Below are 24,280 nucleotides of genomic sequence, written 5' to 3'. Positions count from 1 at the left end.
GGTTATACCAATCAGGGGTTATACCACTTTTATTGTAGATTTTTGATTAAACAATTGAAAATGACTGATTAATCTTGGGATGAAGAACAGAGTTTACAGTGACGTTGTTTGAGAGAAATGGCATTACATTTCTGACTTCACAAATAAATTCCGATCGCGCGATAGCATTCGGTTTTAGCATCAACTTGATATTCAGACTTTCCCTTTGCTTACTTGATATTAGTGATTTAAGATATAGTGGTTGTCAATTTTCGTGAGGTACTTGTCAGTGATCTTACGAATTGCCAATCTGTGACCTGAATCACTTGAGAATTGCTATATCATTAATATCTATCTCGTTTTTATAACAAAATTCTTGTAAATAACACAGAGAAAATACGGAGTTTTTTAAATTAGCAATGTATTATAATGTAGGGTGAAATCCCTGTTGACAATTTGACAAATTTGCGGTATTGATTCAAGGAGAAATTTTTGCGTCCAAAGCTTTTTTGGCCAAGCGGGTTGCATAAACGGTGAGGGCGATCGTTGCTATTAAACCAATGCCGTACAAAGCCCACTCAGCAGTAGTGCGCGATCGCCCTGGCGATCCGATTGCAGCCAAACTACCAGCCAGGGAACCGATATAAACATACATCACGGTTCCGGGAATCATGCCGATCCAAGATGCGAAAAAATAGTCTCTGAGAGATACCTGCGTGACTCCAAAAGCATAGTTGAGCAAATTAAACGGAAAAATTGGCGACAGCCGCGTCAGCAGTACAATTTTCCATCCTTCAGAGGCAACTGCGGAGTCGATCGCCTGAAACTTGAGATTACCTGCTATCTGTTTGGAAACCCAATCGCGAGTTAAATACCTACCTGTTAAAAAAGCGCAAGTAGCACCCAAAACCGATCCGATGGAAACGCAAACCGTGCCGCCAACAACTCCGAACAAAACGCCAGAACCGAGAGTCAGCAAGGAACCGGGGATAAATAAAACTGTTGCTATAACGTAAATTAGAATAAAAGCTGCGGGGCCCCAAGGGCCGAGATTGGCGATCGACTCCAGGGCATTTTTCAGAATTCCTTGAAAATTGAAAAACTTGGCCGCCACAATCAAAGCCACAGCTAAACCAATCCCTAAAAACAGTTTCCACTTATTTGATGGTGGTGGATTTTGTTCATCGGGCGATCGCAAATCATTCATTTACCTAAACTCCTAAGTCTAAATTGCTTGTAGGGTAGGGACACAGTAGTGTCAACTTAAGTGTGAAATCTTTTGTATCTTTCGTTTTTCCCCGAGTCTAGATCCCCCTAAATCCCCCTTAAGAAGGGGGACTTTGAACGGTACTGCTTTTCGTAGTCTCAAATTAAGTGTGAAAACCTTGATAAATCTAGTTTTTACCATAGTCTAGATCCCCCTAAATCCCCCTTAAGAAGGGAGACTTTGAGAGGAATCTTGTCCCCCCCTTGGGAAGGGGGGTTAGGGGGGATCTGGCTTTAATCGCCAGACAGAAGACTGATACTAAGTTTGAACTTAAGTTAACACGATTAAAGGTACCGCGCCGTGTCCCGTATTTCACACAATAGAAAACTGCTATCAACGCAAATTTCTCCTGAAATCAAATCAACGTACCGCCGCAGCTAGAACCGCTACCCGCCGTACAGCCGTAGCAATAAGCAGCAGTTTGCACCTCTTCAATTACATCTAAACTACCAGATTCCAGCAATTTAGCAACAGTTATAGTTTCCCCGCTGCCAGTTTTCGCGGGCAGATTTTCCATTTGGTTAAAATCGCAGTCGTAAACATTGCCCAAATAGTCGATCGACAATTCGTTCCGACACATTAAATGGCCCAGAGTACCAGGATTAAAATTATTCTCCAAAAACCCCAGATAAGGCTTGTGCAGTTTTTTGTGTTCCAAATGAAACTTAGTCCGTCCCACAGGCAAATTAGTAATTGCGAACAAGTGATTAAAACAAATCCCAAAATGTTCGGCTAAATACACCTGATAATCTTGCTGTAACTTGCCCTGTTTCGCCGTCAGCGAAAACTTATCTGTGGTCGGCACCTGTGGATTGTACACCAAATCTAGAATTAAATTTGGGTTTTTTCCGTATCCCAACTGATTCAGCTTTTGCAGCGCCCGAATCGAACTGTCAAAAACACCGCTGCCGCGCATTTTGTCAACATTATCAGCTTGATAACAGGGAAGCGACGCCACAATTCTGAGTTGGTGTTGCGCGCAGTATTCGGGAATATCTTCAAAGCCTTTCTCAAAATAAATCGTCAAATTAGAACGAACAATAACCTCTTTACCTGCGGCCCTTGCAGCTTCCGCCAGCGGTTTAAAACCGTAAAGCATTTCGGGAGCACCGCCCGTGAGGTCAACAGTTTGAATTTGAGGAAAACGGCGAATGATTTCAATTAATTGTTCGCATATTTCCGGGGAAAGTTCTTCAGTTCGTGTTGGGCTAGCTTCTACGTGACAGTGAGTGCAAGCGAGGTTGCAGCGTTTCCCTAGATTAATTTGTAAAACTGCGATCGGCTTTTTAGTTAAAGCTGAGTTGAGTTTGTTTTTGAAAGGTGTGATTGCGGTCTGAATCATGTGCTAAATTTTTAGTCGGTGCTCGCAACGAATGTAGAGGCATTCTGGAGAACGCCTCTGATAATTTAGCACGAATTCTGGGTAAGCGACAAATCCTCGGCGGTTAGAAACCGCGGCTACAAAAGCAAAGTCTGCCTCCGCAGACTGAAGAGAAATTCTTGATTCTTCAACCCGCGCAGGCGCGTGAGTGTTTCTGTAGTCGCGATGTCAATTGCCGGGTAATTCTACAACTCACATCATTTTCGGTTACACTCAGATAGGTCGTAGAGGTCTTATTTGAGGGTTTCAACTAATTTCTCAACTCGTGCTTTAATTTCACCTCGCACGCGATGAAAAGTTTCGATTGGTTGTCCGTCTGGATCGTCGAGTTGCCAATCTTCAAATACTTCTCGCAATACCCAGGCTTCGGGTAAATTCACGCCGCAGCCGCACAGAGAAATTACTGCGTCGTAATCTTCGGCTTTGAATTCGCTTAAGGCGTTAGATGTTTGATCGGTGATATCAATGCCGATTTCGGACATGACTTGAATGGCTGTCGGGTGAACTCTGCTTGATTCTAAACCGGAACTGGTGACTTCAATCTTGCCGGCGCCGATCGTTTTAGCGAATCCTTCTGCCATTTGCGATCGACAGGAGTTTCTTTTGCAGACGAACATTACTTTTTTCATGGTTTTTGTTGTTGGTTGTTGTTTGTTGGTTGTTGTTTGTTGGTTGTTAGTTGTTAGGGCCCCGGCGGTTAGAAACCGCGGCTACACAACCGAAGTCCACCTCCGTGGACTGAAGAGAAATCCTTGATTCTTCAACCCGCGGAGGCGGGTTTTGTCTGTGTAGCCGCGATTTCAATCGCCGGGTGATTTCAACGCCGGGTAATTTAAATCATGGTTTTTGTTAGTTATTAATTGTTGGTTGTTAGTTGTTGGTTGTTGTTTGTGAAGGCCCCGGCGGTTAGAAACCGCGGCTACACAACCGAAGTCCACCTCCGTGGACTGAAGAGAAATCCTTGATTCTTCAACCCGCGAAGGCGGGTTTTGTTTGTGTAGCCGCGATTTCAATCGCCGGGTGATTTCAACGCCGGGTAATTTAAATCATGGTTTTTGTTAGTTATTAATTGTTGGTTGTTGGTTGTTAGTTGTTGGTTGTTGTTTGTGAAGGCCCCGGCGGTTGGAAACCGCGGCTACACAAGCGAAGTCCACCTCCGTGGACTGAAGAGAAATCCTTGATTCTTCAACCCGCGGAGGCGGGTTTTGTCTGTGTAGCCGCGATTTCAATCGCCGGGTGATTCTCCACGATTTGAATTGCCTTAATTAACTTCCAGGGCACGATTTGCGATCGCGATCGCCTCCTTGGCCGCTTGTTCCTTGCGTTCGCTGTGGCGATCGGTCAAATAGTCAGTGTGCTCCCGCAACAGCAGGGTAAACTTGTACAATTCCTCCATAACGTCGATCGCGCGATCGCGAAAAGGAGAATCTTTCATCGTCCCATCATCATGAAACTCCTGATAAGCCTTAGCAACCGAAGATTGATTAGGAATCGTAAACATCCGCATCCAGCGGCCCAAAATCCTCAAAGTATTCACAGCATTAAAAGACTGAGAACCGCCGCTAACCTGCATCACCGCCAAAGTGCGACCTTGAGTCGGTCTGACAGCGCCAATACTTAAAGGAATCCAGTCAATTTGGTTTTTGATAATACCCGTAATATTGCCGTGCATTTCTGGACTCGACCAAACTTGACCCTCCGACCAAAGGCTCAATTCCCGCAATTCTTGAACCTTGGGATGAGTATCAGGAACGCTGCCATAAATCGGCAATTCCCGAGGATTGAAAAACTTAATTTCTGCACCGAAATTCTCAATAATTCGAGCCGATTCTTCCGCCAATAAACGGCTGTAAGAACGCTCTCTTAAAGAGCCGTATAAAAACAGGATGCGAGGAGGATGGTCAAAACGAGTCATGAGTAGCGTTAATTAGTTATAAGAATGGGGCTATTGAGAATAAGTTTGTTTTCCTGCTAACTCTTGCAGGAAAGCGGTTTGCGCCTCTCTCAATTCAACGTTGGGATTGGCATCCAGAATAGTGAGTATCGCATCGTCATAGGACGAACCTGCCTGAATCAAGTAGGAAGCCAGCATCGTTCCGGTGCGTCGTCTGCCACTTGTGCAGTGAATTGCAACCCCGTGCCCCAAATGATTCTGGCTATCCACAAAGGTTTGCAATTGCTGAATCTGTTCGTGACTGGGTGCAGTACCGCCTTTCGTTGGCAACCAAAGGTGAGGAATGTTTGCCTGCTCATACAAATCCAGATTGGAAGCATCGTCCATTACAGAGACGATCGCCCCAATACCTACTGATTGAAGCGTAGAGAGTTCCTCGGCTGTTGGCTTCCGCATCCCTGCCAGTTGACCTGGAATCACCCACCACAAATCCTCTGAAATTGGTTGCGCTTGTTGTTCGTCCATTGCAGTCGCCTCATCCGACAGCGGTAGAATTTTTCTGGCAAATAAACATCACACTTTTCATTTATTTTCCTCGCTTACTTGATATCGCCAAATCCGTTGGATATTATCCGATAAACCAAAACAGCTAGTTGCGCTCCTAAAATTGGTGCAACCCAATAAACCCACTGGTGCTGCCAAATTCCTCCTACAATTGCTGGGCCAAATGACCGCGCCGGATTCATACTCGCTCCGGTAATTGGCCCCATAAATGCTGCTTCTAATCCTACAGTTAAGCCAATTGCTATTCCTGCAAAACCGATAGGAGCGCGTCTATCAAGTCCCGAACCTAAGATAACAAACATTAAGATAAAAGTCAACACTGTTTCTAGGATTAGAGACTGCATCCAGTTACCATTGAGAGGAACAGTTGCACCGAGATTGGCTACTTCACCTAAAGTAATTAGCAGCAGTTTAGAAGCAGCGATCGCACCAGCACACTGCGCTAAAATGTAAGGCAAAACACGTTTTTTGGGGAAAAAACCGCTCGCCCAGAAAGCTAATGTTACAGCCGGATTCAGGTGGGCGCTGCTAATGTGACCTGTAGCATAAATCATCGCGGCGACAACCGCTCCAAAGACAAAACTAATGCCTAAATGAGTGATAGCACCCTGGCTAATTTTGTTGACCATCACTGCGCCAGTGCCTGCAAAAACCAGAATAAATGTACCCAAAAATTCTGCGATAGCTTCTCTTCTGCACTCCGGTGATAACAAACTGCTTATTGTTTTAGAAACTGACTTGAACATTGAGTCGATCCGTGATAAATTTACCTCTCTTGTTAGATTTTAGTTACCAATCAAGATTAACAGCTAACAAGCTAAAACATTTGACAGATGACCACTGATACCTAAAAAGTTGCCTGCTGTCGCAATAACTCCCCAATTGTCGAGTCAATCTGAGCTTTACCACCAAAAACAGTCCCTACTTTGCCATTGTAGAAGTGCTGATAAATTAGTTGATATCCTTCTTTTGGTAAAGGAATATAACCCACAGAACTAACTAAGCTCGGAGCTTTCTTCATGTAGAATTCTACAAAGTTGCGTAGTTCTACTTTCTTTTGAGCAGAGTTGTAGTTGACATAGATAAATAGAGGTCGCGCCAGGGGCTGATACTGAGCTTTTTCTACAGATTCGCGGGAGGGCAATACTGCTCCTTTGCCTCTGTCAATACCTACTGCTTTCAGTTTACTTTGGTTGTCTTCATAATAGGCCAATCCAAAGTAGCCCAAAGCATTTTCGTCTTTAATAACTCCTTGCACTAAAACTGTATCGTCTTCACTAGCTGTATAGTCGGTTCGACTTGTTTTCGCAGTACCTACTATTGCCTCTGTGAAGTAGTCAAATGTACCGGAATCTTTGCCTGCACCGTAGAGGGTGATGGGTTGATTTGGCCAATTGGGTCGAATCTGATTCCAGCGAGTAATTTTACCTTGGGCGGCTGGTTCCCAAATCTTTTTCAATTCCTCTACTGTAATGTCTTTTGCCCAGTCATTTTTGGGATTGACTACTACTGTGAGAGCGTCAAAAGCGATGGGTAATTCGTAGTAGCGGATGCCAGCTTTATTGCAGGCTTCCATTTCCTCTGGGCGGATGGGGCGCGAGGCGTTGCTAATGTCTGTTTCGCCAGCACAAAACTTTTTAAATCCGCCGCCGGTGCCGGAAAATTCAACAGTAATTGATGCTTTTTTGGGATTCGTATTTTGATATTCTTTGGCCATCGCATTCGTAATTGGATAGACAGTGCTGGAACCGTCTATTTTAATGCTCTGCGATTCTGGCGACTGGACTTGAGAGCAGGAGTTGAGGAGCGCGATCGCACCGATTGTCAAAGCAATTATACCTAGTGCGAAAACCTTGGGCTTTTCTGCTGGGTTCATTGACTTCACCCAATGCCATAACTAAGGGGTACAGTTGAATCATATCAATAAAATTTGATATGTCAAGTATGATGTAAGACAAACAGGCAATAAACATATTAAGAAATATTGATGGGTCAACCCGCGTCGGAACAACGGCGCGCCGGCAGCATCTGACTCAAGCGGCGGTACTCGGCGAGGTACTCTTCCAGCGCGAGAAACTGAGCTAAATTGAGGGTGTAATAGATCCAGCGACTTTCTTGGCGGCTGCGAACTAAAGCGGCTTCTTTTAGGGTTTTGAGGTGAAAAGAGAGTTTAGACTGAGGGACTCCCAGCCGATCGCACAAATCGCAAACGCACAACTCCTGTTCCCGCAGTAACTCCAGAATCTGAATCCGCAGGGGGTCAGAAAGAGCATGAAAGCCAGCGGAGACAAGTTTTTCGGAAATCTGCGGCGGTGGGAGGCGATCGGGCGTAGCCCTAGAATTTTTAAGCATCAATTATTTTGAAAAAATCCATACAAAACATCATACTTTCTCAAGCTTCATCCCAGAAAATAGTTGCATTTATGATTGAAATATCCTTCCGAGTAGATATTACTTCGGATTCTGTACCCGCGCCGGCACATCAGTCAATCCGGCTTTTTGCATCAGCGAAATCACGCCTACAGATAGAACCCCACCAATCACTACTCCGACAACTATCAGAATCAAAAATAATTTTTGGAGAGTTTTTTTAGTAGCTGGGTGGTACTGCCTCGGCAACTCTTCACCTCGATCGTCAAGTTGTTGCTCTAAGGGGTCTAGCGGATCGGATGGATTTGAGTTAAAAGGATTCGGTGCTTGATTCATGGCTAGTTATGGTTAAAGGATGTAAACAACTATTTTAACTTGCGATTTGCCATCACAGCTTACATCATACATTCAGAATTTTACTCAACACTCGATAAAATTTATTAAGATACCGAGGATTTTAGAAACATTATTGATAAAATATTCGTCGGTATCAATCTCGATCGCAATTCCTTCTAGCTTAAAGAATTTCCAGATACTCCCAGTTGTCACAACTCCATAAATTGTCTGAATGTTATTTTCTTGACGCTGGTTAAATATTTGTGCTGCGATCGTTTCTGCCATGCACTCCCCCAAGCCGGATAGAATGTTGTCGTTTTTTGCTTCAACCAAAGCGATGACTGGGGATTCAATGACTAGCTGTTCGGGCGATCGGCTAATTAGAAAATCGCAATAACCGCTCAAACCCCTAGCAGGGTCTACAGTAAATTACCCAGCACTGACCTGAGTACAGGTACAGTGTGGGCTTTCAATAGCCCTGAAATGATCTTGCACATTGCAAAATAATCTCGAACCTTCAGGCTTATTTACGAAAGCCCCAATAGCAGCAATATTTTTACTGCCGTTTAAGTCTGCATCACCTTTCCATCCACAATGACCACAAGCAAACTTTTTGCCGTTTCTATAAGATTCACCCTGTACGGGCTGAATATGATTGCATTTGTGGCACATTTGGCTAGTGTATCTAGGCTCAACAAACAAAATCTTTACGCTATGCTTTATGGCTTTGTAGATTAGGAATTGGCGCAACTGGAAAAACGCCCAGCTATTGCTAAGTCTTCGCTCTTTTTTCGAGCGTGGCTGCTGATTAGTCCGCTCCCTAATTCCAGTCAAATCTTCCAAAGCTATAACTTGTTTTTTGTGTTTCGCGCTGGTTACGATACGGTGACTGATGGTGTGATTTACCCAAGTCTGAAAGTGTTTTTCCTTGCCCGACAACCGTTTCAACAATTCTCGACATCTGCGCCGAGAACTGCGAGTGCCTTTCGCGGCTTTTCGCTGGATATTTGCTCTCAACTTGGCATAATGATTTCTAACTTTGGTAGTTTCTTTACCGCTAAATGTATCTCCATCGGAAGTAACTGCAATGTCAGTCCTACCCAAATCACAGCCCAAAACTCGATCGCTTGGTGGAGGCTCGACTGGCTGAGACTCAAGCTGAATGTTCAGATAGTAACTACCATCTTTCCGTTTGCACAAAGTAGCAGTCTTGGGTTTTTGACCTTTCAACAATCCAAGTTGGTAGTTTCCGATGGCCAGTGCAAACCGCTCCCTACCAACAATAGTAGTCAAACTTACCGTCCAATCTTTTTCCCTGAAAGAAAAGATACGAGCATCGTAAGTGACGCTAGTAGGAGCAAACTTGTTGACTGGCGAACCATCTTTTTTGGCTGTTTTTCTGTTACCAGAAACCCGTCTGATAGCATGGATTGCCAACTGCGCCGAAAGTCCAAACATATCTCTGACATCGTGATATATCAAGGATTGCATCGCCAATTCGTTTGTCAGAGTTGGCGATACAGTTTGATTCACATATTCGCAAGCATTCGCGAACGCCTGAAGTGTTGCATCAATTTTGATGGACTGCTCAGGCGTTACTTGGAGTTTGCAAGATACTGTCAGGACTTGTTTCATGGCATAATTCTATCACGCATTGAAGAAATTTTGTCTGCGTTTATAAATAATTTGTTCAGCTCTTAAGCCTCACGCGCATTCCTCCCGTCACTCAAGGTCGTACCGTGTTTGGTGCGGGACTCCTGCTGTTTTAGTTGAACTCTCTACCTGAAAATAAACTCATCCGTTCCGGCAGCCGTTTTTTGATTTCAACTAATATCGGCGCGACAATTAGCTCGGAGCGAGCTTTATCGGAATTAATTTCTAGTGCTAAAGGTAGATTGAATTGCAAAGTTTCTTGCAAAAAAATGCTGGGTTCTATTTCGGGGATGTCGGCAAACAAGCCAACCCTCCTAGTAAAAGTTATGCCAAAGTTTCTCTTAATTTGTTCGAGGCTAAATTGACTGTACGGCATTTAACTCCCTCTTCCAACACAATCAAAAAACCTCTCGCCCTCATTCACTCTTTGGCCTTGAAAAACCTCTGCGTTTATCTGTGTTTATCTGCCCTGCATCTGCGGTTGTTCTATCAATCAAAGATTTAGGCAATTCAAGTCTAATAACTTGTTTAAAACATCGCAAAGAGGGCTGGGCGGGTTTATCTGATTCTACTGCTTTTACAGATTTTTGGTGAACCCGCCTCTAAAAAATTTTAGGCTTCTGTTTTCTCTAAGCGATTGAGAGAAAATGTTGCGGCCTCAGCTACTTGAGAATTTTTATCTTTTTCTAAGTATTTCAAAGCCGAAACACTCTTCACACTCGGCAAATTGCCCAAAGCTTCAGCCAGCCTCTGACGGATCAGCCAATCTTCTGACTGAGCAAAGTTGAGGATGCGATCGATCGCGTCAATTGCCTTAATTTCCCCCAAAGCCGAAATCGCCGCCTGCTGGATCACCACTTGTTCGCAGTCGAGAGCTTTCAGCAGCACATCGCGAGCCCGCGGATCTTTGAGATTTCCCAGAGAAACCGCCGCACTAAAGCGCACCAGCCATTCAGTATCCTCGTAAAAAGCCCGCACCAAAGCCTCAAAAGCTCTGATATCTTCCAGATAGCCCAAAGCACCAGCAGCGTCAGCGCGAATCCCGTAATCCGGGTCAGTTTCTAGCAATTTGACTAGAATGGGATAGCACTCTGCTGTCGGTTTGACTCCGAGAGCAAACACAGCCATCGATCGCACTTGCAAACTTTCGTCGTTCAACACCTTTTTAATCAAAGGTACAGCCGTTTCAGCCGACACGTTTCGTAAGTTAGCCAAAGCCACCATGCGATCGGCTGAGTTTTCGCTTTCTAACTTGGCTGCAATTTGCTCTAAGCTTAAAGTTGTCATTATCGGTAAATTTTGTAGTAAAACTTTACATTCGGCTTATTTTGATTATAGGGGAGTCTCAGGAAAAAAGCAGGCAGTAAAAACCGCCCCAGGATTTGAACTCAGTGAAATTACTGATTAGTGAGACTATTAATCTAAAGCTCAAATTGCACGAAAATAATAAATGAGCAAGTCTATTATTTAAAATTCCAGGACAGGCGAGGTGTTTGGGCCGTTCCCTAAGGCTTTGCCCGATTTTTATACCATTTTCACAAAATAATGGAACTCTAGGGAAGCTCCAAACCGTTATGTAATAAGCTATTCCGAATCGAAAATCAAAAATCGAAAATGGTCTTAGCCGTCCTCCGATCACCTGCAATTAACTATGCCCTTTTATCACCCGCCCTTTTACTCCTCAGCCTTAGAACAAGCGATCGACCGCTACCCCCTAACTGCCGGGCCAGAAACTTCCTTAGCAGTGGCGATCGCCCTGATGAGTCAGTTGCAAAACAGTTGTCCCCTAGTCAAAGGGCCTTTACCCTCAGACAAGGGGGCGATGAGCGAATCATCACCGCCGGACAAGGTGCGGGCCCGCTGCGTCCTCGTCGTGCAGAACCAGCAGACTATCACCACAGGCAACTTATCCGAAAACCCCAGTCGCGGGCTGTTAATCGGCATATTAACCCCCGCCGACTTGGTGAGGCTGATTGCTTCTGGGAAAATAAACAGCCTGCAAAAAGTAGCCCTGCACAAAATACCAATTGCCGAAGTCATGTCTCCGGTGTCGGTTTCCCTCACAGAATCCGACGATCAAGACGTGTTTACCGCTTTATCGTTATTTCGCCAGCACCGAATTCGCTATTTGCCTATTGTCAATCAATTCCGGCACTTGGTAGGAGTGCTGACGCGGGAAAGAATTCGCCAAGTATTGCAACCTTCCAACATTCTCAAATTGCGGCGGGTAGCAGAATTGATGACTACGCCAATTACAGCGCCCCACACCGCCTCGCTGCTGAGCATCAGCGAACTGATGTCCGAGCATCAAGTCAGTTGCGTAGTCATTACCAAAAACAAAGAATTAACAATGGAGAAGCCCAAAGAGGACTCTACCTCCGTTTTTCACTATTCCTTTCACCAACCTTTGGGAATTGTTACCGAATACGACATCGTGCAAGCACAGTATCTCGAACTAAATTTCGAGCAAACTCCAGCTCAAAAAGTCATGAGAACTCCCCTGCAATTTCTGGAACCTTCCGATTCCCTGTGGACGGCGCACAAACAAATGCAGCAGCAACAAGTGCAGCGGTTGGTGGTGTGCGGCGGGCGCGGAGAACTGCTGGGAATTATTACTCAAACCAGCTTGCTCAGAGTTCTCGATCCGACCGAAATGTACCGAGTTGTCAAACAGTTGCAGCAGTCGGTTTATCAACTGCAATCGGAAAAATTGGAACTGCTGCAAAGCCGCAATGCTAAATTGGAACAGCAGGTGCGCGAACGGACTGCCAAACTCCACGAACAGGCGCAGCGCGATCGGCTGTTAACTCAAATTTCCTTCCGGATTCACCAATCCTTAAACCTCGAAGAAATTCTCAACGCCAGCGTCGATGAAGTCCGGCAAGTTTTGCAAGCCGACAGAGTAGCGATCGTGCGTTGGGAGTCGAGCAATTTTGGCATTTTTGTGGCAGAATCCGTTGCCCCCAAGTGGTCTTCTATCTTGGGAGAAATCATGCCAGACAATATTTGGCAGGAAGCTGCGTTTGCGATCGAACAGGAGATCTATGCCGTCCCAGACATCGACAAAGCTAGTTTGAGTGCCGAAAATTATGCGCGGTTGCAGCAAGCGCAAATCAAAGCTTATTTAATTGTACCAATTTTGCAAGACGGCAATTTGTGGGGGATGATGTGCGTCCATCAGTGTTCCAAATCCCGGAAGTGGCAGGCTTCGGAATTGGATTTGCTGCTGCAACTGGCAACTCAAATCGCGATCGCCATTCAGCAAGCCCAACTCTACCAGCAAGTACAAAATCTCAATGCCGACCTCGAACGCCAAGTCCAAGAACGCACCACCCAATTGCAACAAAAAGTGCAGGAACTCCAGCATTTAAACGTTCTAAAAGATGAATTTCTCAGCACGGTTTCTCACGAATTGCGGACGCCTTTATCTAATATGAAAATGGCTATTCATATGCTGAGAATTTCTCCCACACCAGACCGACGCCAGATTTATTTAGAAATTTTAGAAACAGAATGTACTAGGGAAACCGATTTAATTAATGCTTTGCTCGATTTGCAGCGGCTCGAAGCAGCAACTTGTCCGATCGACCTCGAACCAGTAAACTTAGATGTGTGGCTGCCTACGATTATCGACCCGTTTTACACCCGAGCCCAGAACCGCCACCAGCATTTGCGAGTAGAGTTCGATCGCCACCTCCCCACGATCAGTTCCAACCGCGCTAGTTTGGGACGAATTTTAGCAGAACTCCTCAACAATGCCTGCAAGTATACTGCCAATGAGGGCGAAATCTCTTTGAAAGTTGAGTACAAAAAGGGAGACGGGGAAAAAGCAGAAAGCGGGAAAAATTCCGCACAAGCAAGTGTTAGGGCTTCGGAAATTCAATTTACATTCAGCAATCAATCTTCCATTGCGATCGAAGAATTGCCTCGAATTTTCGATAAATTTTATCGAGTTCCCAATGCCGATCCCTGGAAACAAGGAGGTACAGGTTTGGGTTTAGCTTTGGTTCAAAAACTTGTGGAACAGTTACAGGGAAAAATTGAGGTTGAAAGCAGCAAGGGCTGGACTAATTTTACCGTCACATTTCCCACCAAGCCAGATGCTAATTAGTCCGCTACCAGCCGATTTTAGATCTGAGATTGACTTGCAGCATTGAATCTGGGAACTTGAACAGGAGTCTAAAATTTTGGGGTGGGTCATCTTTTTTACTCTTATACCAACGGTCAACGGTCAACTGTCAACTGTCAACTGTCAACTGTTAACTGTCAACTGTCAACGGTCAACTGTCAACTAAGAGGGCAGGCACGCACCATCCACTGCCCCTACAACGGTCAACTGTCAACTGTCAACGGTCAACTGTCAACTGTCAACAGAATCTCATTCTTTTTTGGGAGCTAGTTTGTGGATGCCAGACGGTACTGGTGCCAAATTCAAATATTCATGTTTATCTTCCACGAGTGATGATGCTTTAGATATTTGATACTTCTTGCCTTTGGTAGGATTATTAGCCACGGTGCCCAAGCAGGGTATGCCAAAATTTTCTAATTGACTGAAAACTGTTTTGACTACAGAAGACTTCACCTGGCGAACTGATACAACCATCAGTATTCCATCTGTGCGCGCCGCTAAAAAATTCGTATCTTTACTATCAACCAGCGGTGGGGTATCGTAGATAACAAAGTCAAATGTGGCGTGCAGTTCTTCCATTAAATACTGCATTTGAGATGAGGCAAGCCGTCTGGCAGTACCGGGGACAGGAATACCGGCTGTTAATACAAACAGATTATCTGCTAGGTGCGATCGCTGGATAATTTCATCCGGTTCATTTTTATTTTCTAGCAAGTTGCTCAATCCATTGACATTAGGCAGTTCCAACAGCCTGTGCAGGCTGGGCGAATGCAAGTTCGCGTCTACCAACAGCACTCGCTGACCCGCCAGCGCTGCCACGTGGGCTAGGTTTAAAGCAACGGTAGATTTGCCTTCGCCAACTGTAGCCGAACCAACTACCAAAGAGCTAATCGTTCGATTTGAAGAAAGAAAGCGGATATTAGTATAAAGAGAGTCAAAAGCTTCTATAAATTCCGAAGCATTTTTATGATTCCCCTGTTTGCCTTCAAGATAAGCATAGGCATTAGCAATAGAAGGCGGAAATTTTTTAGCATTTTTGTCACGAGGAATTACTCCCAATAAAGGCGCATCAAACGCATCTTTAATGTCATCAGCACAGTAGAAAATGTTGCGGATTTTTTCAATAAGAATAGCCGCTCCCAGGCCTAACACGAGTCCTCCAAAAATTCCCATCACAAAGTTGTTTGTACTTTTCGAGGCAACTGGAATGAATTTGTTTGATTTGAGATCTTTTGGTATCTGGGGTTGAGAAATAATTTCCCAAGGTATTTGGCTTTGGGCTGCTTGGACGCGCAGAGTTTCCCGCTGAGTTAAAAGTTGCTGGCGGCTGGTGGAGGCTATGTCTAATTGCTGTTGCAGTTCGTTGTAGCGACGAGCTACAATCGGAAAATCTCTTAATTTTCGGGTCAACTCTTCTTTACTTTGGGCGATCGCCTGACTGCGAGCTTCTAAGACTTGAACTTGGTTCGCAGTATCCACCAATTGTTTGATCAAGCCTATGCGAATCGAGTTTTGAAAATTCTGAACTTTAGAATTGGCTTGAGAGCCTACCAAATTTTGCCCCAAAATGCGATCGGTTTGCTTGTTGAGCAAAGCTACTAAATTTGCCCGCTTGCGCTCTAAAGCTTCCACTATCGGGTTAGCAGATTTAAACCGAGCTGTTTCTACAGCAATCTGACCTTCTACTTCCTTAACCTTGGTCAGCAACTCTTTATATTGAGGTTCTTCACTTAAAGCTGAAGCCGCAATAGCTTCATTTGGTGTAAAATCTAATTGTTTTTGCAAGTTAGCGTACAGCATTTTCTGTTCCTGGAGCAGCCTTTGAGTTTCTAACTCTAAAGTTTCCATAGCGCGAACTTGCACGATCAATTGCGCGCCTTGTTCTTTAGGATCGGTAATTTTTTGCTGCTGCTGTATCATCTGTAACTCAGACTTCAGGTCATTTACGCGCTTGTTGAGTCCCGGAAGCTGGTTTTCAATAAAATTAACACCTTGACCAATGCGAGTCTTGCGTTCGTCAAGGCTGTACTTTAAATATTTCTTTTTAGTTTCTTCTAAAACGAACTGAACTAAGTCAGGCTCTTGCCCGAGGAAACGAACTTCCAAAATTTTAGTTTGCGTCAACTCATTTTCTCCGAGGCGCAACACGAGTAATCCTTTTTTAAGAAGTTCCTCGGTCATTTTTGGATATTTTTGTTGGACTTGTTTGGTAATAGCCGACAGCATCTGAGGACTCTGGAGAATTTGAAGCTGAGTTGGATAGTCCAAACTAAAAAATTCTCGATTAGGCACTCCACCCCCCTCACCGCGATTGGCGAGGGCAGATGCGTCGGTAAGTCTTGCCTCCGTTGTCACGGGTTCCACCAGTATCCGAAAATCGCCTTGATATGTTTTCTTGCCTCCCTTGACCTTATAATAAACTGCACCGCCTGCTAGGGCTACAATCGCAATGATGACTAGGGCTTGTCGTTGAAAAGTCCTGAACAAGGGCTTTAGATTCAATCCTTTCTGGGGTGCCCCGCTTAACTCTTCTCCCTCGTCAACGGGAAATTGCTGCACCTGTCTGCTCTGGTTGCTAATTGGTACGATATGAGCGTCCTGTTCTTTTTCCATGTTGACCTCTTTCATATTGTTTTGGTAAAATCAGCTTGGTTATGCGAGCCTTCTGGTTGATGCTTTCACCCTTGACTTCAGGATATCACACGAAATTCTGGGTTGGTTGGTTCTATTTCCTGCCAATAGTTCTCACTACTTTCACATAATATACAAAAATAACTAAATTCATATCTTGTACCGACTGCAAAAGTTATTTTACTAACTGAATAGAGAGTTGTCTCCAACTGTATTTCTGGTGGCTGTGTTCTGCTTGTATTCAGGGTTTATGGGTGACTCTACCTACTTTTTCGGATGTCGCTGAGCTTCTTCGCAGCTTCCGCACAACTTTACCAAAATTTTACAATTTTACAATTTTACGTCACACCTCGGTGGCCGATCGCCCTGGTATTGCCTTGTCATCTCTGCCATTTTTGCGATCGCCACCAATAGCTGCACTACCTGTTAACTTACCCACGAACCGATCGGCTAAAAAGTTTTGCATTTTATACGTAGATATAATTAACACCATTGGGCCGATTTGTGGAACGACAACTAATCCAATCAATTTCCGACAAAAATCTGTCTTTATCTTTTAATTGTCAATTTTTTTAAGATCTGGATCGCTTTTTAAGTTTATATAATTAAACTGCCCTAACATCATATCACCCACCGATCTATATAATGGGCAAACGACATAAAAATTAATATTTTGTTAATACAAAGTCGATCGACATTTGGAAAAACTCAAGGCTTCTGGGTTTTGCTACCGGGCGGATGGCGCTGGGCGATGTGATGTTTTGTCGCTGAAACATGGGGTTTCTGGGCTTTTCCACTCTTGCTAAAACCATCGCTATGATTCGCCATCCTATGAGAGCTATATCAATATTAGCCGGAAACCCGCAACGGGGTGTTTTTTGGGATTAACCGATGAAAGAGGTTTATAACACAATACGGTTAACTTAAGAACAATCTGACTTGCAAAAAATGCCTGTATTGCCTATAAAATAGCGATCGGAAATTCGTCAAAAAGCGTTAAGTTAACCGTATTGGTTTATAACACGTTCTTCATTCAGTTGACAGTTGACTTGGGGCAGCACTTGACAAAGGAAGGAAGAGGATTGGATTAATGAATAGTCGGATTTTAATTTCTCCATACAAGGGTTCCGGCTTTCAACCAATTCTTTCGGGTAAGAGGATACAAGTAGTTGGCAAGCAATCTGGTAATTGTTCTGGAATCTGAGCCGGATGAGCTTTTGACAAGTGTTATTTTGTGATACTCATTAGACTTGCATTGCATAAATATTCCCTTGATACAACAACCGCTCATTAACGCTGATTAGAGAGAGCACAAATGCAATTAAAGTCTATTGAATATTACAGATTATGTGCTTTCTTTTCTCGAAGTTTCAACAAAATCTCTGCGTGAACTTCGCGGGTAATCGGATAGAAATATGTAAGAATCATGCCGCAGATTAAAGCAATTGTGGGCAGCGGCCCGATCGCAACTCGAATCGCGAACAGGGCAGAATCCGGCTGTATAGGTGCAGCCTGTCCCTGAACAGTAGCGAGAAATCCAGCTTGTTCTAATGCTTGGCCTACCAACCACAAGCCGATCGCCAAACCAATTTTTTGCAGCAACACCATAAACGAATAGAACACGCCTTCGCGTCTTTCTCCGGTTTGGAGTTCGTCGAGTTCAATCACATCCGGTATCATCGACCAAGGTACAAGATAAGCAGTAGAAACTCCCACACCAGCCATAACTGCTAACAGGTACATTTGGACAACTTGTCCGGGTTGCAGGAAAAACAGTCCGGCTTGGGCGATAATCCACAAACTCATGCCCATAAAATAAACAGCTTTTTTGCCGTAGCGTTCGCTAACTCTACTCCAAACAGATAGCATGGCGAGTGCGGTGCCTTGAACGGCGATCGCAGTTTGGGTAAAAGTTGCTGGCGGCAGATTCATCCAGTTGATGACAAAGTAAGGCAAAATCGAAGCAGTTAATTGCACTCCCAGCCAAGAACAGAGATAAATTCCAATTACGTACAAAAAAGGGCGATTGTTAAATGCAATCCGCAACTGTTCTCCTATCGGCAAAGAGGTTGAATTGTCTTCTGCGGGATTGTCTTGCAATTGAGAGAGGACGTGTTTTCGGGTTCCGAAAAAGCACCAATACAAAGGCAATACTGAAATTACTGTACAGATGGCGCCTAATATTAAGTATTTTTGGGTGTCATCTTTAACTAAGGCAAAGATAATTTGCGCGATAATTAATGACAAAATGCTGCCGCCGATCGAGAAAGTAAACCGGAAACTGTTAAGGCTAGTGCGTTCGTTGTAGTCTTGGGTTAATTCTGGGGTGAGGGCGGTGTAAGGCAGGTTGACGGCGGTGTAGGCGGTGTTAAACAATATGCCGATCGCCACATAGTACCAAAACAATATCGTAGGATCTTTGCTGGGAACAATCCACTGCAAAAAGAAGAAGATGCCGAAAGGAATTGCGCCGTAAACCATCCAAGGATAGCGGCGGCCCCATGGGTGAGAGGTGCGATCGCTCAAAACCCCCACAATCGGGTCATTTATCGCATCCCAAACCTTGCCGATCAGCAAAATGTTACTAGCAGTCCCCGCAGCCAAACCAGCCACGTTGGTAAAGAAAAACATTAGGAAAAACACCAGAACATTCGCAGTAATTGCGGGGCCAAGGTCTCCCGCACCGTATGCTAATTTTGTGGAGAAACTGAGTTTTTTGGTTTCTGGGTTGTCGGCGGCCCTTTCAAGGGGCGGAGTGTTGCTCATAAACTTTGATTTCGGGATTTTTGGGCGATCGCAGTCTTTCCAGTATGGAGTATAACTCGCGCTACGCTGTAATACTAAGTTTTTTTTTGGCGATCGGGACTTTTCTGAAGATTTCGTAATTGGTAATTGGTAATTGGTAATTCAATAGTAGAGGCAGGTTTTACCAACAATCTTTAATTCCCACCAACAATCGAACTAAACCAGCCCGCACCAAGCGACAGCAATTCGATCGCACATTTGAATGATTTGTGATTTGTAATTGGTAATTGGTAATTGATAATTGGACTTATGCACCTATAGCAATCCTTGAGTCCTGGACGCAACTGGAACTTTTATGGAACTATTTTTTGGGTCACTTGTTGCGTTTGAGCGCTTAAATATAAGAGCGCCCAAGCGCAACAACGTACCTTAATGTGAGAGTTGCGTCTAGGACTGACCTGGTTGAAAGTAATAAGTTGAAATGTTTGAATGTTGTGAATTATTCAATTGAAAATTCCAAATCTAAAATTACTAGGTTAGCAATCTAGATTTGACGGTAATGGCTCCCACACACCATAAAATAGCGTTGACCATCTCCGAACGCTGGATGTCCTCTTCAGCTAAAAAACTCGCAAACTCTTCATCAATATTCAGGTGGTCTGCAAAAGCATAAAGCACGCGTTTGTAGTTTGTGGGCATGGGTGTTAATGTGACTTTTACTAAATTTAACAGCGCGTTCAAACAGTTAAGCATAATCCCTGATTCGTCAATATCTTCTGCATCGAGCAAGTACAGGGTTTCTGCAATGTCGCAGATAGCGTCTATTTGTGTGGGTGGTGTTCCCAGTTCGCTGACATCTATATCGCACAGTTTGAGAGCATTAATCGCTAGTTGTGGACGGGTAAAAAATACAAGTTGACCGCCAGCTACTAAAGGCGGTTCTTCTTCTCCACAGACAATGAGAGTATACAGATTCGGTACTTCGGTGTCGGGGTCGATGCGGAAACCTAAGAGCCGCAGCAATTTTTCTTGGTTGGGGTTGGCTGTTTGCAGTTTTGTTGCGAAAAGTTTTGATTGTGACATGATTTTTTAATTGCGATAAAATTAATGCTGTTCAACCAGATTTCTAGGCAAAATCCGGATTTGAGCGAGATACCTACAAATAAACTGGCTTGGAGAAGCCAGAGTGCGGAATTTGTGTGCTACAAATTTTGTTGGATGATGTCGCAGCATTCAGCGACGGTTGCTCTTTTTTCCATGGCTGCGACTAGGGCTTCGTAAGCAGATTGATGGCTTTCGATTAGGGTTTTTGCTCGCAGCGAACCCCAGTTTTGTTTGAGTTGAATTTCGGAAACGGGACGGCGTAGTTGTGTTAAAATTGCGCTAATTTTTGTACGGTCTTCTGCTCCTCCTATGGCGTTACCGTAAACAACTTTTTCGGCGACTATTCCGGCCATCCACACGGTGCAGTATTGGTCTAAAAGTTGGACGGAAAGAGTGCCGTTTTCGAGTTGAGATGCTAGTTGTTGGTCTGCAAATCGAACGCCGCCTTGGGCTGTTTGACCTTGTTTGAATGCTTCAAGAGCGTTGAGGGCGTAGCTGGTTACGGGAATTCCTAACAGGTGGGCGACGAGGAAGTGTCCGGCTTCGTGGTGGAGGATACGATCGCGCTTTTCTTTAGAACTTCCCCCCAGCAAATCTACTAATATTGTACCGCCTTGACCTTGCCACTGGAAACTGTCGAGGGTGGCTAGCCCCAACAGGCAAAAGGTGGCGATCGCAGGTACGGCCTCTGGTAGGTTGAATAGGGGGCCCAATAATATGGAAACGGTGATGGCGAAGATAGAAATAGCGATAATATTCAAAGAAGTGTCTTTCATTATTGGGAATTGGTTATTTGTTATTGGTTATTTGTTATTGGTTATTTGTTATTGGTTATTTGTGATTAGACCAACAACTAGCAACTAACAACTGACTACGGACTAATGTTGAGTTTCGTAGTGTATATCGCACATTTGACCAAAATCTACACAAGCCAGATCGCGCGGGCCGGTGCGCGAGGGCCCGGACTTTAGCTTAAAATGCCATCTTCCAGTTTGACTGAAAATTGTCGATCCCAAGCCACCAATCTTAAAAAGATATTAAAATAAATCAAAGTCAAGTAAAAGTGTTAGTGGAATCCTTCATGTCAGTTTTGGCAGCGATCGCAGTTTTAGGTATCTTGATAGTCGTTCACGAACTCGGCCACTTCCTGGCGGCGAGACTTCAACACATTCACGTCAACCGCTTCTCCATCGGTTTCGGGCCCATCCTGTGGAAGTACCAAGGCCCGGAAACTGAGTACGCCCTCCGCGCCTTTCCCCTGGGAGGTTTCGTGGGTTTCCCGGATGACGATCCAGACAGCACTATTCCCCCCAATGACCCGAATTTGCTACGCAACCGCCCTGTGATCGATCGGGCGATCGTGATTAGTGCAGGAGTAATTGCCAACTTAATTTTTGCTTACTTCCTGCTGGTGGTGCAATTAACCACCGTTGGCGCTGCATCTATGAACTACCTACCGGGAGTTAAAGTCCCGGAAGTCGCTGCGGAAGTTAGTTCGGCGGCAAAACAAGCGGGAATTCGATCGGGCGACATTGTTCTGTCCGTTGATGGCAAGGAATTGGGCGCTAACCGCGAAGCAATCAAATCTTTAGTCTCAGCCATCCAAGATCATCCCAACCAAGCCTTGGCGTTAGAAATTCAGCGCGAAGAACAAAAATTTGTGGTGACAGTTACTCCCGAATTGTCCCCCGACGGTAAAGGTAAGATTGGCGTGCAGCTAACTTCTAACGGTACCGTCGTGCGGGAACGGGCAGGAATTGTAGAGGCGTTTAGCAAGGCTGCAACTGAGTTTGAGCGAATTGTATTGCTGACGTTTCAAGGTTTCGGGCAGTTACTTAGCAATTTCAGTCAGACTGCTGAAAAGTTGTCCGGGCCTGTGGCAATTGTAGCCATTGGTGCAGGAATTGCGCGATCGGATGCTGCGAATTTGTTTCAGTTTGCGGTATTAATTAGTATAAATTTGGCTGTGATTAATATCTTGCCTTTGCCTGCTTTAGATGGCGGTCAGCTAGCTTTTCTGTTAATAGAAGGACTGCGCGGCAAGCCTCTGCCGAACCGCCTTCAAGAAAATGTAATGCAGACTGGTTTGGTGCTGTTGTTGGGTTTGGGAATTTTCTTGATAGTTCGCGATACTGCTAATTTGGCGGGCTTTGATTTGATCCGCACTCTTCGCCAGCAGTAGTCAGTTGACAGTTGACAGTTGATCTGTGGTAGGGGCAGTGCCCCCGTGCCTGCCCTCTCCGTTGGCAGTTTACAGTCGATCTGCGGTAGTCATTAGTGATTGGTCAGCAGCCATTAGTCATGACATAGCCGAGGGCTGCTGACTCATATAAATTAACCCGTAAAATTGGAGAAATAGCAATGGTCACACAACTGCAATCTCCCGAAAAAGCAAAGATTATCTATCCAGATGATAACGGCGAACCAATGTCAGATAATACCGAACAGTTTAGATTGATCGTGTGGATCAAAGAAAATTTAGAACTGTTATTTGCCAGCAGGGCTGATGTTTTTGTAGCGGGAAACTTACTGTGGTATCCAGTAGAAGAAAATAACAAGATTTCTCAAGCGCCAGATGCGATGGTAGTCTTCGGAAGACCGAAAGGTTATCGAGGTTCATACCAACAATGGAATGAAGAGAACATTGTGCCGCAAGTGGCGTTTGAAATTTGGTCGCCGGGAAATCGGCTGACTCCGATGCTCCAAAAACTGAGATTTTACGAACAGTACGGCGTAGAAGAATATTATCTGTACAATCCAGCAAATGTGGATTTAACTATATGGGAGCGCCGAGAGCAAGGATTAGAAGCAATCGAAGAAGTTAACGGTTGGGTAAGTCCAAGAATGGGAGTGCGGTTTCAACTATCAGAAACTGAACTGCAAATATTCAGGCCTGATGGAACACCGTTTGTGAGTTTTGTGGAACTCGCTCAACTTCGAGAACAAGCAGAATTAAGAGCCGAACAAGAACAGCAAAGAGCCGAACAAGAACGGCAAAGGGCAGAACAAGAACGGCAAAGGGCAGAACAAGAACGGCAAAGGGCAGAACAAGCAGAAGCTTTGCTGGAGCAAGAACGATCGCGGTCGCAAGCTTTAGAAGCTCGCCTCCGAGACATGGGGATTGACCTCAATCAGTTGTAAATGAGTAATATCATGTCCGGTCGATTGACCGCAATAAGTAAGGTTTGTAGTGCGGACTTTAGTCCGCTCTTATGCGGACTAAAGTCCGCACTACAAACCGTTTTTGTTATACTAATTTACCGGACATGATATAAGATTAAATTGGGAGTATCTCAGTTTTAATTTTATAGTGCTGTCCCCGCTCGCGATCGCGACTCGCGATCGAGGACAGCACTGTATAATTCCGATGTCACCGGCAAGAATATAACTAATGACCAATGACTTCTGACTAATGACTAATGACCAATGACCAATGACCAAAAAGTTAAGTTTAAAACAAAGATCGCTCGAAATTCTAATTCGCCTCAAACGCCTGTATCCAGAAGCCCCTTGCACTCTCAACTACGAAACTCCCGTGCAGTTGATGGTGGCGACGATTCTGGCAGCTCAGTGTACGGATGAGCGCGTAAATCTGGTAACGCCGGCTTTGTTTGAGCGTTTCCCGGATGCGGAGGCTTTGGCAAATGCTGATTTGGATGAATTGGAGCGTCTGGTGCGATCGACTGGTTTCTATCGGAATAAGTCTAAAAATATTAAAGCTGCTTGTTGGGCGATCGTCAACAAATTCAACAATCAAGTGCCGCAGCAAATGGAACTGCTGCTAGAATTGCCAGGAGTTGCCCGCAAAACCGCTAATGTCGTCCTCGCCCACGCTTTTGATATTCATCAAGGCGTGACGGTAGACACTCACGTCAAGCGTTTGAGTCAGCGGTTGGGATTGACTGAACACGCCGATCCAATTCGGATCGAGCGGGATTTGATGCTATTGTTGCCGCAGCCGGATTGGGAAAATTGGTCAATTCGGTTGGTGTATCACGGCCGAGCAGTTTGTAATGCGAGAAAGCCGATTTGCCATATTTGTGAACTTGCAGATTTGTGCCCTTCTGCTAATAGTTAGATGTTTTATTGATTTCAGGGACAGGCAAGATGCCTGTCCCACAAAATAACAGAAATAATTGTGGAACAGGCATCTTGCCAGTTGCAAAAAAAGCTTAAATAATTGTGGAACAGGCATCTTGCCTGTTGCAAAAAAAGCTTAAATAATTG

General features: G+C 44.6%; 24 protein-coding genes. 5 read left to right on the top strand and 19 right to left on the bottom strand.

Translation table 11 applies throughout. The features are described 5' to 3' along the window. Nucleotides 1-457: 457 nt before the first annotated feature. The 13 genes from QZW82_RS00540 to QZW82_RS00480 all read right to left on the bottom strand — a co-directional run bounded on the left by QZW82_RS00540 (nt 458) and on the right by QZW82_RS00480 (nt 10,731). Complete coding sequence (locus tag QZW82_RS00540; RefSeq protein WP_293142801.1) at nt 458-1,186, bottom strand: TVP38/TMEM64 family protein; 729 nt, start codon at nt 1,184-1,186, stop codon at nt 458-460. A 415-nt stretch (nt 1,187-1,601) separates the two neighbouring features. Next, nucleotides 1,602-2,588, bottom strand: coding sequence for an arsenosugar biosynthesis radical SAM (seleno)protein ArsS (arsS, locus tag QZW82_RS00535; RefSeq protein WP_293142798.1), 987 nt, complete (start codon nt 2,586-2,588; stop codon nt 1,602-1,604). A gap of 272 nt (nt 2,589-2,860) precedes the next feature. Further along, nucleotides 2,861-3,256, bottom strand: a complete 396-nt coding sequence (gene arsC / locus QZW82_RS00530; protein WP_293142795.1) for an arsenate reductase, glutathione/glutaredoxin type — start codon at nt 3,254-3,256, stop codon at nt 2,861-2,863. 632 nt (nt 3,257-3,888) lie between these two features. Then, nucleotides 3,889-4,542, bottom strand: a complete 654-nt coding sequence (gene arsH, locus QZW82_RS00525; protein WP_293142793.1) for an arsenical resistance protein ArsH — start codon at nt 4,540-4,542, stop codon at nt 3,889-3,891. A gap of 30 nt (nt 4,543-4,572) precedes the next feature. Further along, on the bottom strand, nt 4,573-5,046 hold the full coding sequence (locus QZW82_RS00520) for a dual specificity protein phosphatase family protein (protein WP_293142791.1): 474 nt from the start codon (nt 5,044-5,046) through the stop codon (nt 4,573-4,575). A gap of 74 nt (nt 5,047-5,120) precedes the next feature. Beyond that, complete coding sequence (locus tag QZW82_RS00515) at nt 5,121-5,831, bottom strand: MIP/aquaporin family protein (RefSeq protein WP_293142789.1); 711 nt, start codon at nt 5,829-5,831, stop codon at nt 5,121-5,123. Between the two features lie 101 nt (nt 5,832-5,932). Further along, nucleotides 5,933-6,961 carry a PstS family phosphate ABC transporter substrate-binding protein gene (locus QZW82_RS00510; RefSeq protein ID WP_293142787.1) on the bottom strand — a complete coding sequence of 343 codons (1,029 nt, stop codon included), beginning with the start codon at nt 6,959-6,961 and terminating at the stop codon, nt 5,933-5,935. Between the two features lie 116 nt (nt 6,962-7,077). Then, the gene (locus tag QZW82_RS00505) at nt 7,078-7,437 is read right to left on the bottom strand and encodes a metalloregulator ArsR/SmtB family transcription factor (RefSeq protein WP_293142785.1); all 360 of its coding nucleotides are present in this window, start codon (nt 7,435-7,437) and stop codon (nt 7,078-7,080) included. A 99-nt stretch (nt 7,438-7,536) separates the two neighbouring features. Continuing rightward, nucleotides 7,537-7,791, bottom strand: a complete 255-nt coding sequence (locus QZW82_RS00500) for a hypothetical protein (RefSeq protein ID WP_293142783.1) — start codon at nt 7,789-7,791, stop codon at nt 7,537-7,539. 84 nt (nt 7,792-7,875) lie between these two features. Next, the gene (locus QZW82_RS00495; protein ID WP_293142781.1) at nt 7,876-8,196 is read right to left on the bottom strand and encodes a hypothetical protein; all 321 of its coding nucleotides are present in this window, start codon (nt 8,194-8,196) and stop codon (nt 7,876-7,878) included. Nucleotides 8,197-8,220: 24 nt separating this feature from the next. Then, entirely contained in the window at nt 8,221-9,426 is a 1,206-nt protein-coding gene (locus QZW82_RS00490; RefSeq protein WP_293142779.1) for a transposase, read from the bottom strand. Between the two features lie 130 nt (nt 9,427-9,556). Next, complete coding sequence (locus QZW82_RS00485) at nt 9,557-9,820, bottom strand: hypothetical protein (protein WP_293142777.1); 264 nt, start codon at nt 9,818-9,820, stop codon at nt 9,557-9,559. Nucleotides 9,821-10,056: 236 nt separating this feature from the next. Continuing rightward, the gene (locus QZW82_RS00480) at nt 10,057-10,731 is read right to left on the bottom strand and encodes a HEAT repeat domain-containing protein (RefSeq protein ID WP_293142775.1); all 675 of its coding nucleotides are present in this window, start codon (nt 10,729-10,731) and stop codon (nt 10,057-10,059) included. Nucleotides 10,732-11,095: 364 nt separating this feature from the next. Between QZW82_RS00480 and QZW82_RS00475 the strand changes: the two genes are divergently transcribed. Together QZW82_RS00475 and QZW82_RS00470 are read left to right on the top strand one after the other, a co-directional pair. Continuing rightward, complete coding sequence (locus QZW82_RS00475) at nt 11,096-13,555, top strand: CBS domain-containing protein (RefSeq protein ID WP_293142766.1); 2,460 nt, start codon at nt 11,096-11,098, stop codon at nt 13,553-13,555. Between the two features lie 81 nt (nt 13,556-13,636). Continuing rightward, nucleotides 13,637-13,843: a hypothetical protein gene (locus tag QZW82_RS00470; protein WP_293142764.1), complete on the top strand. Its 207-nt coding sequence runs from the start codon at nt 13,637-13,639 to the stop codon at nt 13,841-13,843. Here QZW82_RS00470 and QZW82_RS00465 read toward each other — a convergent pair. The 6 genes from QZW82_RS00465 to QZW82_RS00440 form a co-directional block, all read right to left on the bottom strand. Further along, the gene (locus tag QZW82_RS00465; protein WP_293142762.1) at nt 13,823-16,186 is read right to left on the bottom strand and encodes a tyrosine-protein kinase domain-containing protein; all 2,364 of its coding nucleotides are present in this window, start codon (nt 16,184-16,186) and stop codon (nt 13,823-13,825) included. The genes QZW82_RS00470 and QZW82_RS00465 overlap by 21 nt on opposite strands. A gap of 361 nt (nt 16,187-16,547) precedes the next feature. Further along, a complete protein-coding gene (locus QZW82_RS00460) occupies nt 16,548-16,697 on the bottom strand; it encodes a hypothetical protein (protein WP_293142760.1) in 150 nt (49 codons plus the stop codon). Nucleotides 16,698-16,869: 172 nt separating this feature from the next. After that, nucleotides 16,870-17,016: a hypothetical protein gene (locus QZW82_RS00455; RefSeq protein ID WP_293142758.1), complete on the bottom strand. Its 147-nt coding sequence runs from the start codon at nt 17,014-17,016 to the stop codon at nt 16,870-16,872. A gap of 526 nt (nt 17,017-17,542) precedes the next feature. Next, nucleotides 17,543-18,970, bottom strand: a complete 1,428-nt coding sequence (locus tag QZW82_RS00450) for an MFS transporter (protein WP_293142756.1) — start codon at nt 18,968-18,970, stop codon at nt 17,543-17,545. A gap of 510 nt (nt 18,971-19,480) precedes the next feature. Beyond that, on the bottom strand, nt 19,481-20,032 hold the full coding sequence (locus QZW82_RS00445; protein WP_293142754.1) for a hypothetical protein: 552 nt from the start codon (nt 20,030-20,032) through the stop codon (nt 19,481-19,483). Between the two features lie 119 nt (nt 20,033-20,151). After that, a complete protein-coding gene (locus QZW82_RS00440; RefSeq protein WP_293142749.1) occupies nt 20,152-20,829 on the bottom strand; it encodes an ATP-dependent Zn protease in 678 nt (225 codons plus the stop codon). A 305-nt stretch (nt 20,830-21,134) separates the two neighbouring features. Here QZW82_RS00440 and rseP point away from each other — a divergent pair, with 305 nt between their 5' ends. The 3 genes from rseP to nth all read left to right on the top strand — a co-directional run bounded on the left by rseP (nt 21,135) and on the right by nth (nt 24,131). Next, the gene (rseP, locus tag QZW82_RS00435; RefSeq protein ID WP_293142746.1) at nt 21,135-22,235 is read left to right on the top strand and encodes an RIP metalloprotease RseP; all 1,101 of its coding nucleotides are present in this window, start codon (nt 21,135-21,137) and stop codon (nt 22,233-22,235) included. A 179-nt stretch (nt 22,236-22,414) separates the two neighbouring features. Next, the gene (locus QZW82_RS00430) at nt 22,415-23,194 is read left to right on the top strand and encodes a Uma2 family endonuclease (protein ID WP_293142743.1); all 780 of its coding nucleotides are present in this window, start codon (nt 22,415-22,417) and stop codon (nt 23,192-23,194) included. Between the two features lie 292 nt (nt 23,195-23,486). After that, nucleotides 23,487-24,131 carry an endonuclease III gene (nth, locus tag QZW82_RS00425; protein WP_293142740.1) on the top strand — a complete coding sequence of 215 codons (645 nt, stop codon included), beginning with the start codon at nt 23,487-23,489 and terminating at the stop codon, nt 24,129-24,131. Nucleotides 24,132-24,280: the final 149 nt, after the last annotated feature.

This window comes from Microcoleus sp. bin48.metabat.b7b8b9.023, assembly GCF_013299185.1.
Classification (GTDB): Bacteria; Cyanobacteriota; Cyanobacteriia; order Cyanobacteriales; family Microcoleaceae; genus Microcoleus.
This window is presented reverse-complemented; position numbering and strand designations above follow the sequence as displayed.

Bases quoted from the DNA above. Each gene is read 5' to 3' on its own strand.
- QZW82_RS00540 (WP_293142801.1), bottom strand. From the start codon at position 1,186: ATGAATGATTTGCGATCGCCCGATGAACAAAATCCACCACCATCAAAT.
- arsS (WP_293142798.1), bottom strand. From the start codon at position 2,588: ATGATTCAGACCGCAATCACACCTTTCAAAAACAAACTCAACTCAGCT.
- arsC (WP_293142795.1), bottom strand. From the start codon at position 3,256: ATGAAAAAAGTAATGTTCGTCTGCAAAAGAAACTCCTGTCGATCGCAA.
- arsH (WP_293142793.1), bottom strand. From the start codon at position 4,542: ATGACTCGTTTTGACCATCCTCCTCGCATCCTGTTTTTATACGGCTCT.
- QZW82_RS00520 (WP_293142791.1), bottom strand. From the start codon at position 5,046: ATGGACGAACAACAAGCGCAACCAATTTCAGAGGATTTGTGGTGGGTG.
- QZW82_RS00515 (WP_293142789.1), bottom strand. From the start codon at position 5,831: ATGTTCAAGTCAGTTTCTAAAACAATAAGCAGTTTGTTATCACCGGAG.
- QZW82_RS00510 (WP_293142787.1), bottom strand. From the start codon at position 6,961: ATGAACCCAGCAGAAAAGCCCAAGGTTTTCGCACTAGGTATAATTGCT.
- QZW82_RS00505 (WP_293142785.1), bottom strand. From the start codon at position 7,437: ATGCTTAAAAATTCTAGGGCTACGCCCGATCGCCTCCCACCGCCGCAG.
- QZW82_RS00500 (WP_293142783.1), bottom strand. From the start codon at position 7,791: ATGAATCAAGCACCGAATCCTTTTAACTCAAATCCATCCGATCCGCTA.
- QZW82_RS00490 (WP_293142779.1), bottom strand. From the start codon at position 9,426: ATGAAACAAGTCCTGACAGTATCTTGCAAACTCCAAGTAACGCCTGAG.
- QZW82_RS00485 (WP_293142777.1), bottom strand. From the start codon at position 9,820: ATGCCGTACAGTCAATTTAGCCTCGAACAAATTAAGAGAAACTTTGGC.
- QZW82_RS00480 (WP_293142775.1), bottom strand. From the start codon at position 10,731: ATGACAACTTTAAGCTTAGAGCAAATTGCAGCCAAGTTAGAAAGCGAA.
- QZW82_RS00475 (WP_293142766.1), top strand. From the start codon at position 11,096: ATGCCCTTTTATCACCCGCCCTTTTACTCCTCAGCCTTAGAACAAGCG.
- QZW82_RS00465 (WP_293142762.1), bottom strand. From the start codon at position 16,186: ATGGAAAAAGAACAGGACGCTCATATCGTACCAATTAGCAACCAGAGC.
- QZW82_RS00460 (WP_293142760.1), bottom strand. From the start codon at position 16,697: ATGGTGTTAATTATATCTACGTATAAAATGCAAAACTTTTTAGCCGAT.
- QZW82_RS00455 (WP_293142758.1), bottom strand. From the start codon at position 17,016: ATGGTTTTAGCAAGAGTGGAAAAGCCCAGAAACCCCATGTTTCAGCGA.
- QZW82_RS00450 (WP_293142756.1), bottom strand. From the start codon at position 18,970: ATGAGCAACACTCCGCCCCTTGAAAGGGCCGCCGACAACCCAGAAACC.
- QZW82_RS00445 (WP_293142754.1), bottom strand. From the start codon at position 20,032: ATGTCACAATCAAAACTTTTCGCAACAAAACTGCAAACAGCCAACCCC.
- QZW82_RS00440 (WP_293142749.1), bottom strand. From the start codon at position 20,829: ATGAAAGACACTTCTTTGAATATTATCGCTATTTCTATCTTCGCCATC.
- rseP (WP_293142746.1), top strand. From the start codon at position 21,135: ATGTCAGTTTTGGCAGCGATCGCAGTTTTAGGTATCTTGATAGTCGTT.
- QZW82_RS00430 (WP_293142743.1), top strand. From the start codon at position 22,415: ATGGTCACACAACTGCAATCTCCCGAAAAAGCAAAGATTATCTATCCA.
- nth (WP_293142740.1), top strand. From the start codon at position 23,487: ATGACCAAAAAGTTAAGTTTAAAACAAAGATCGCTCGAAATTCTAATT.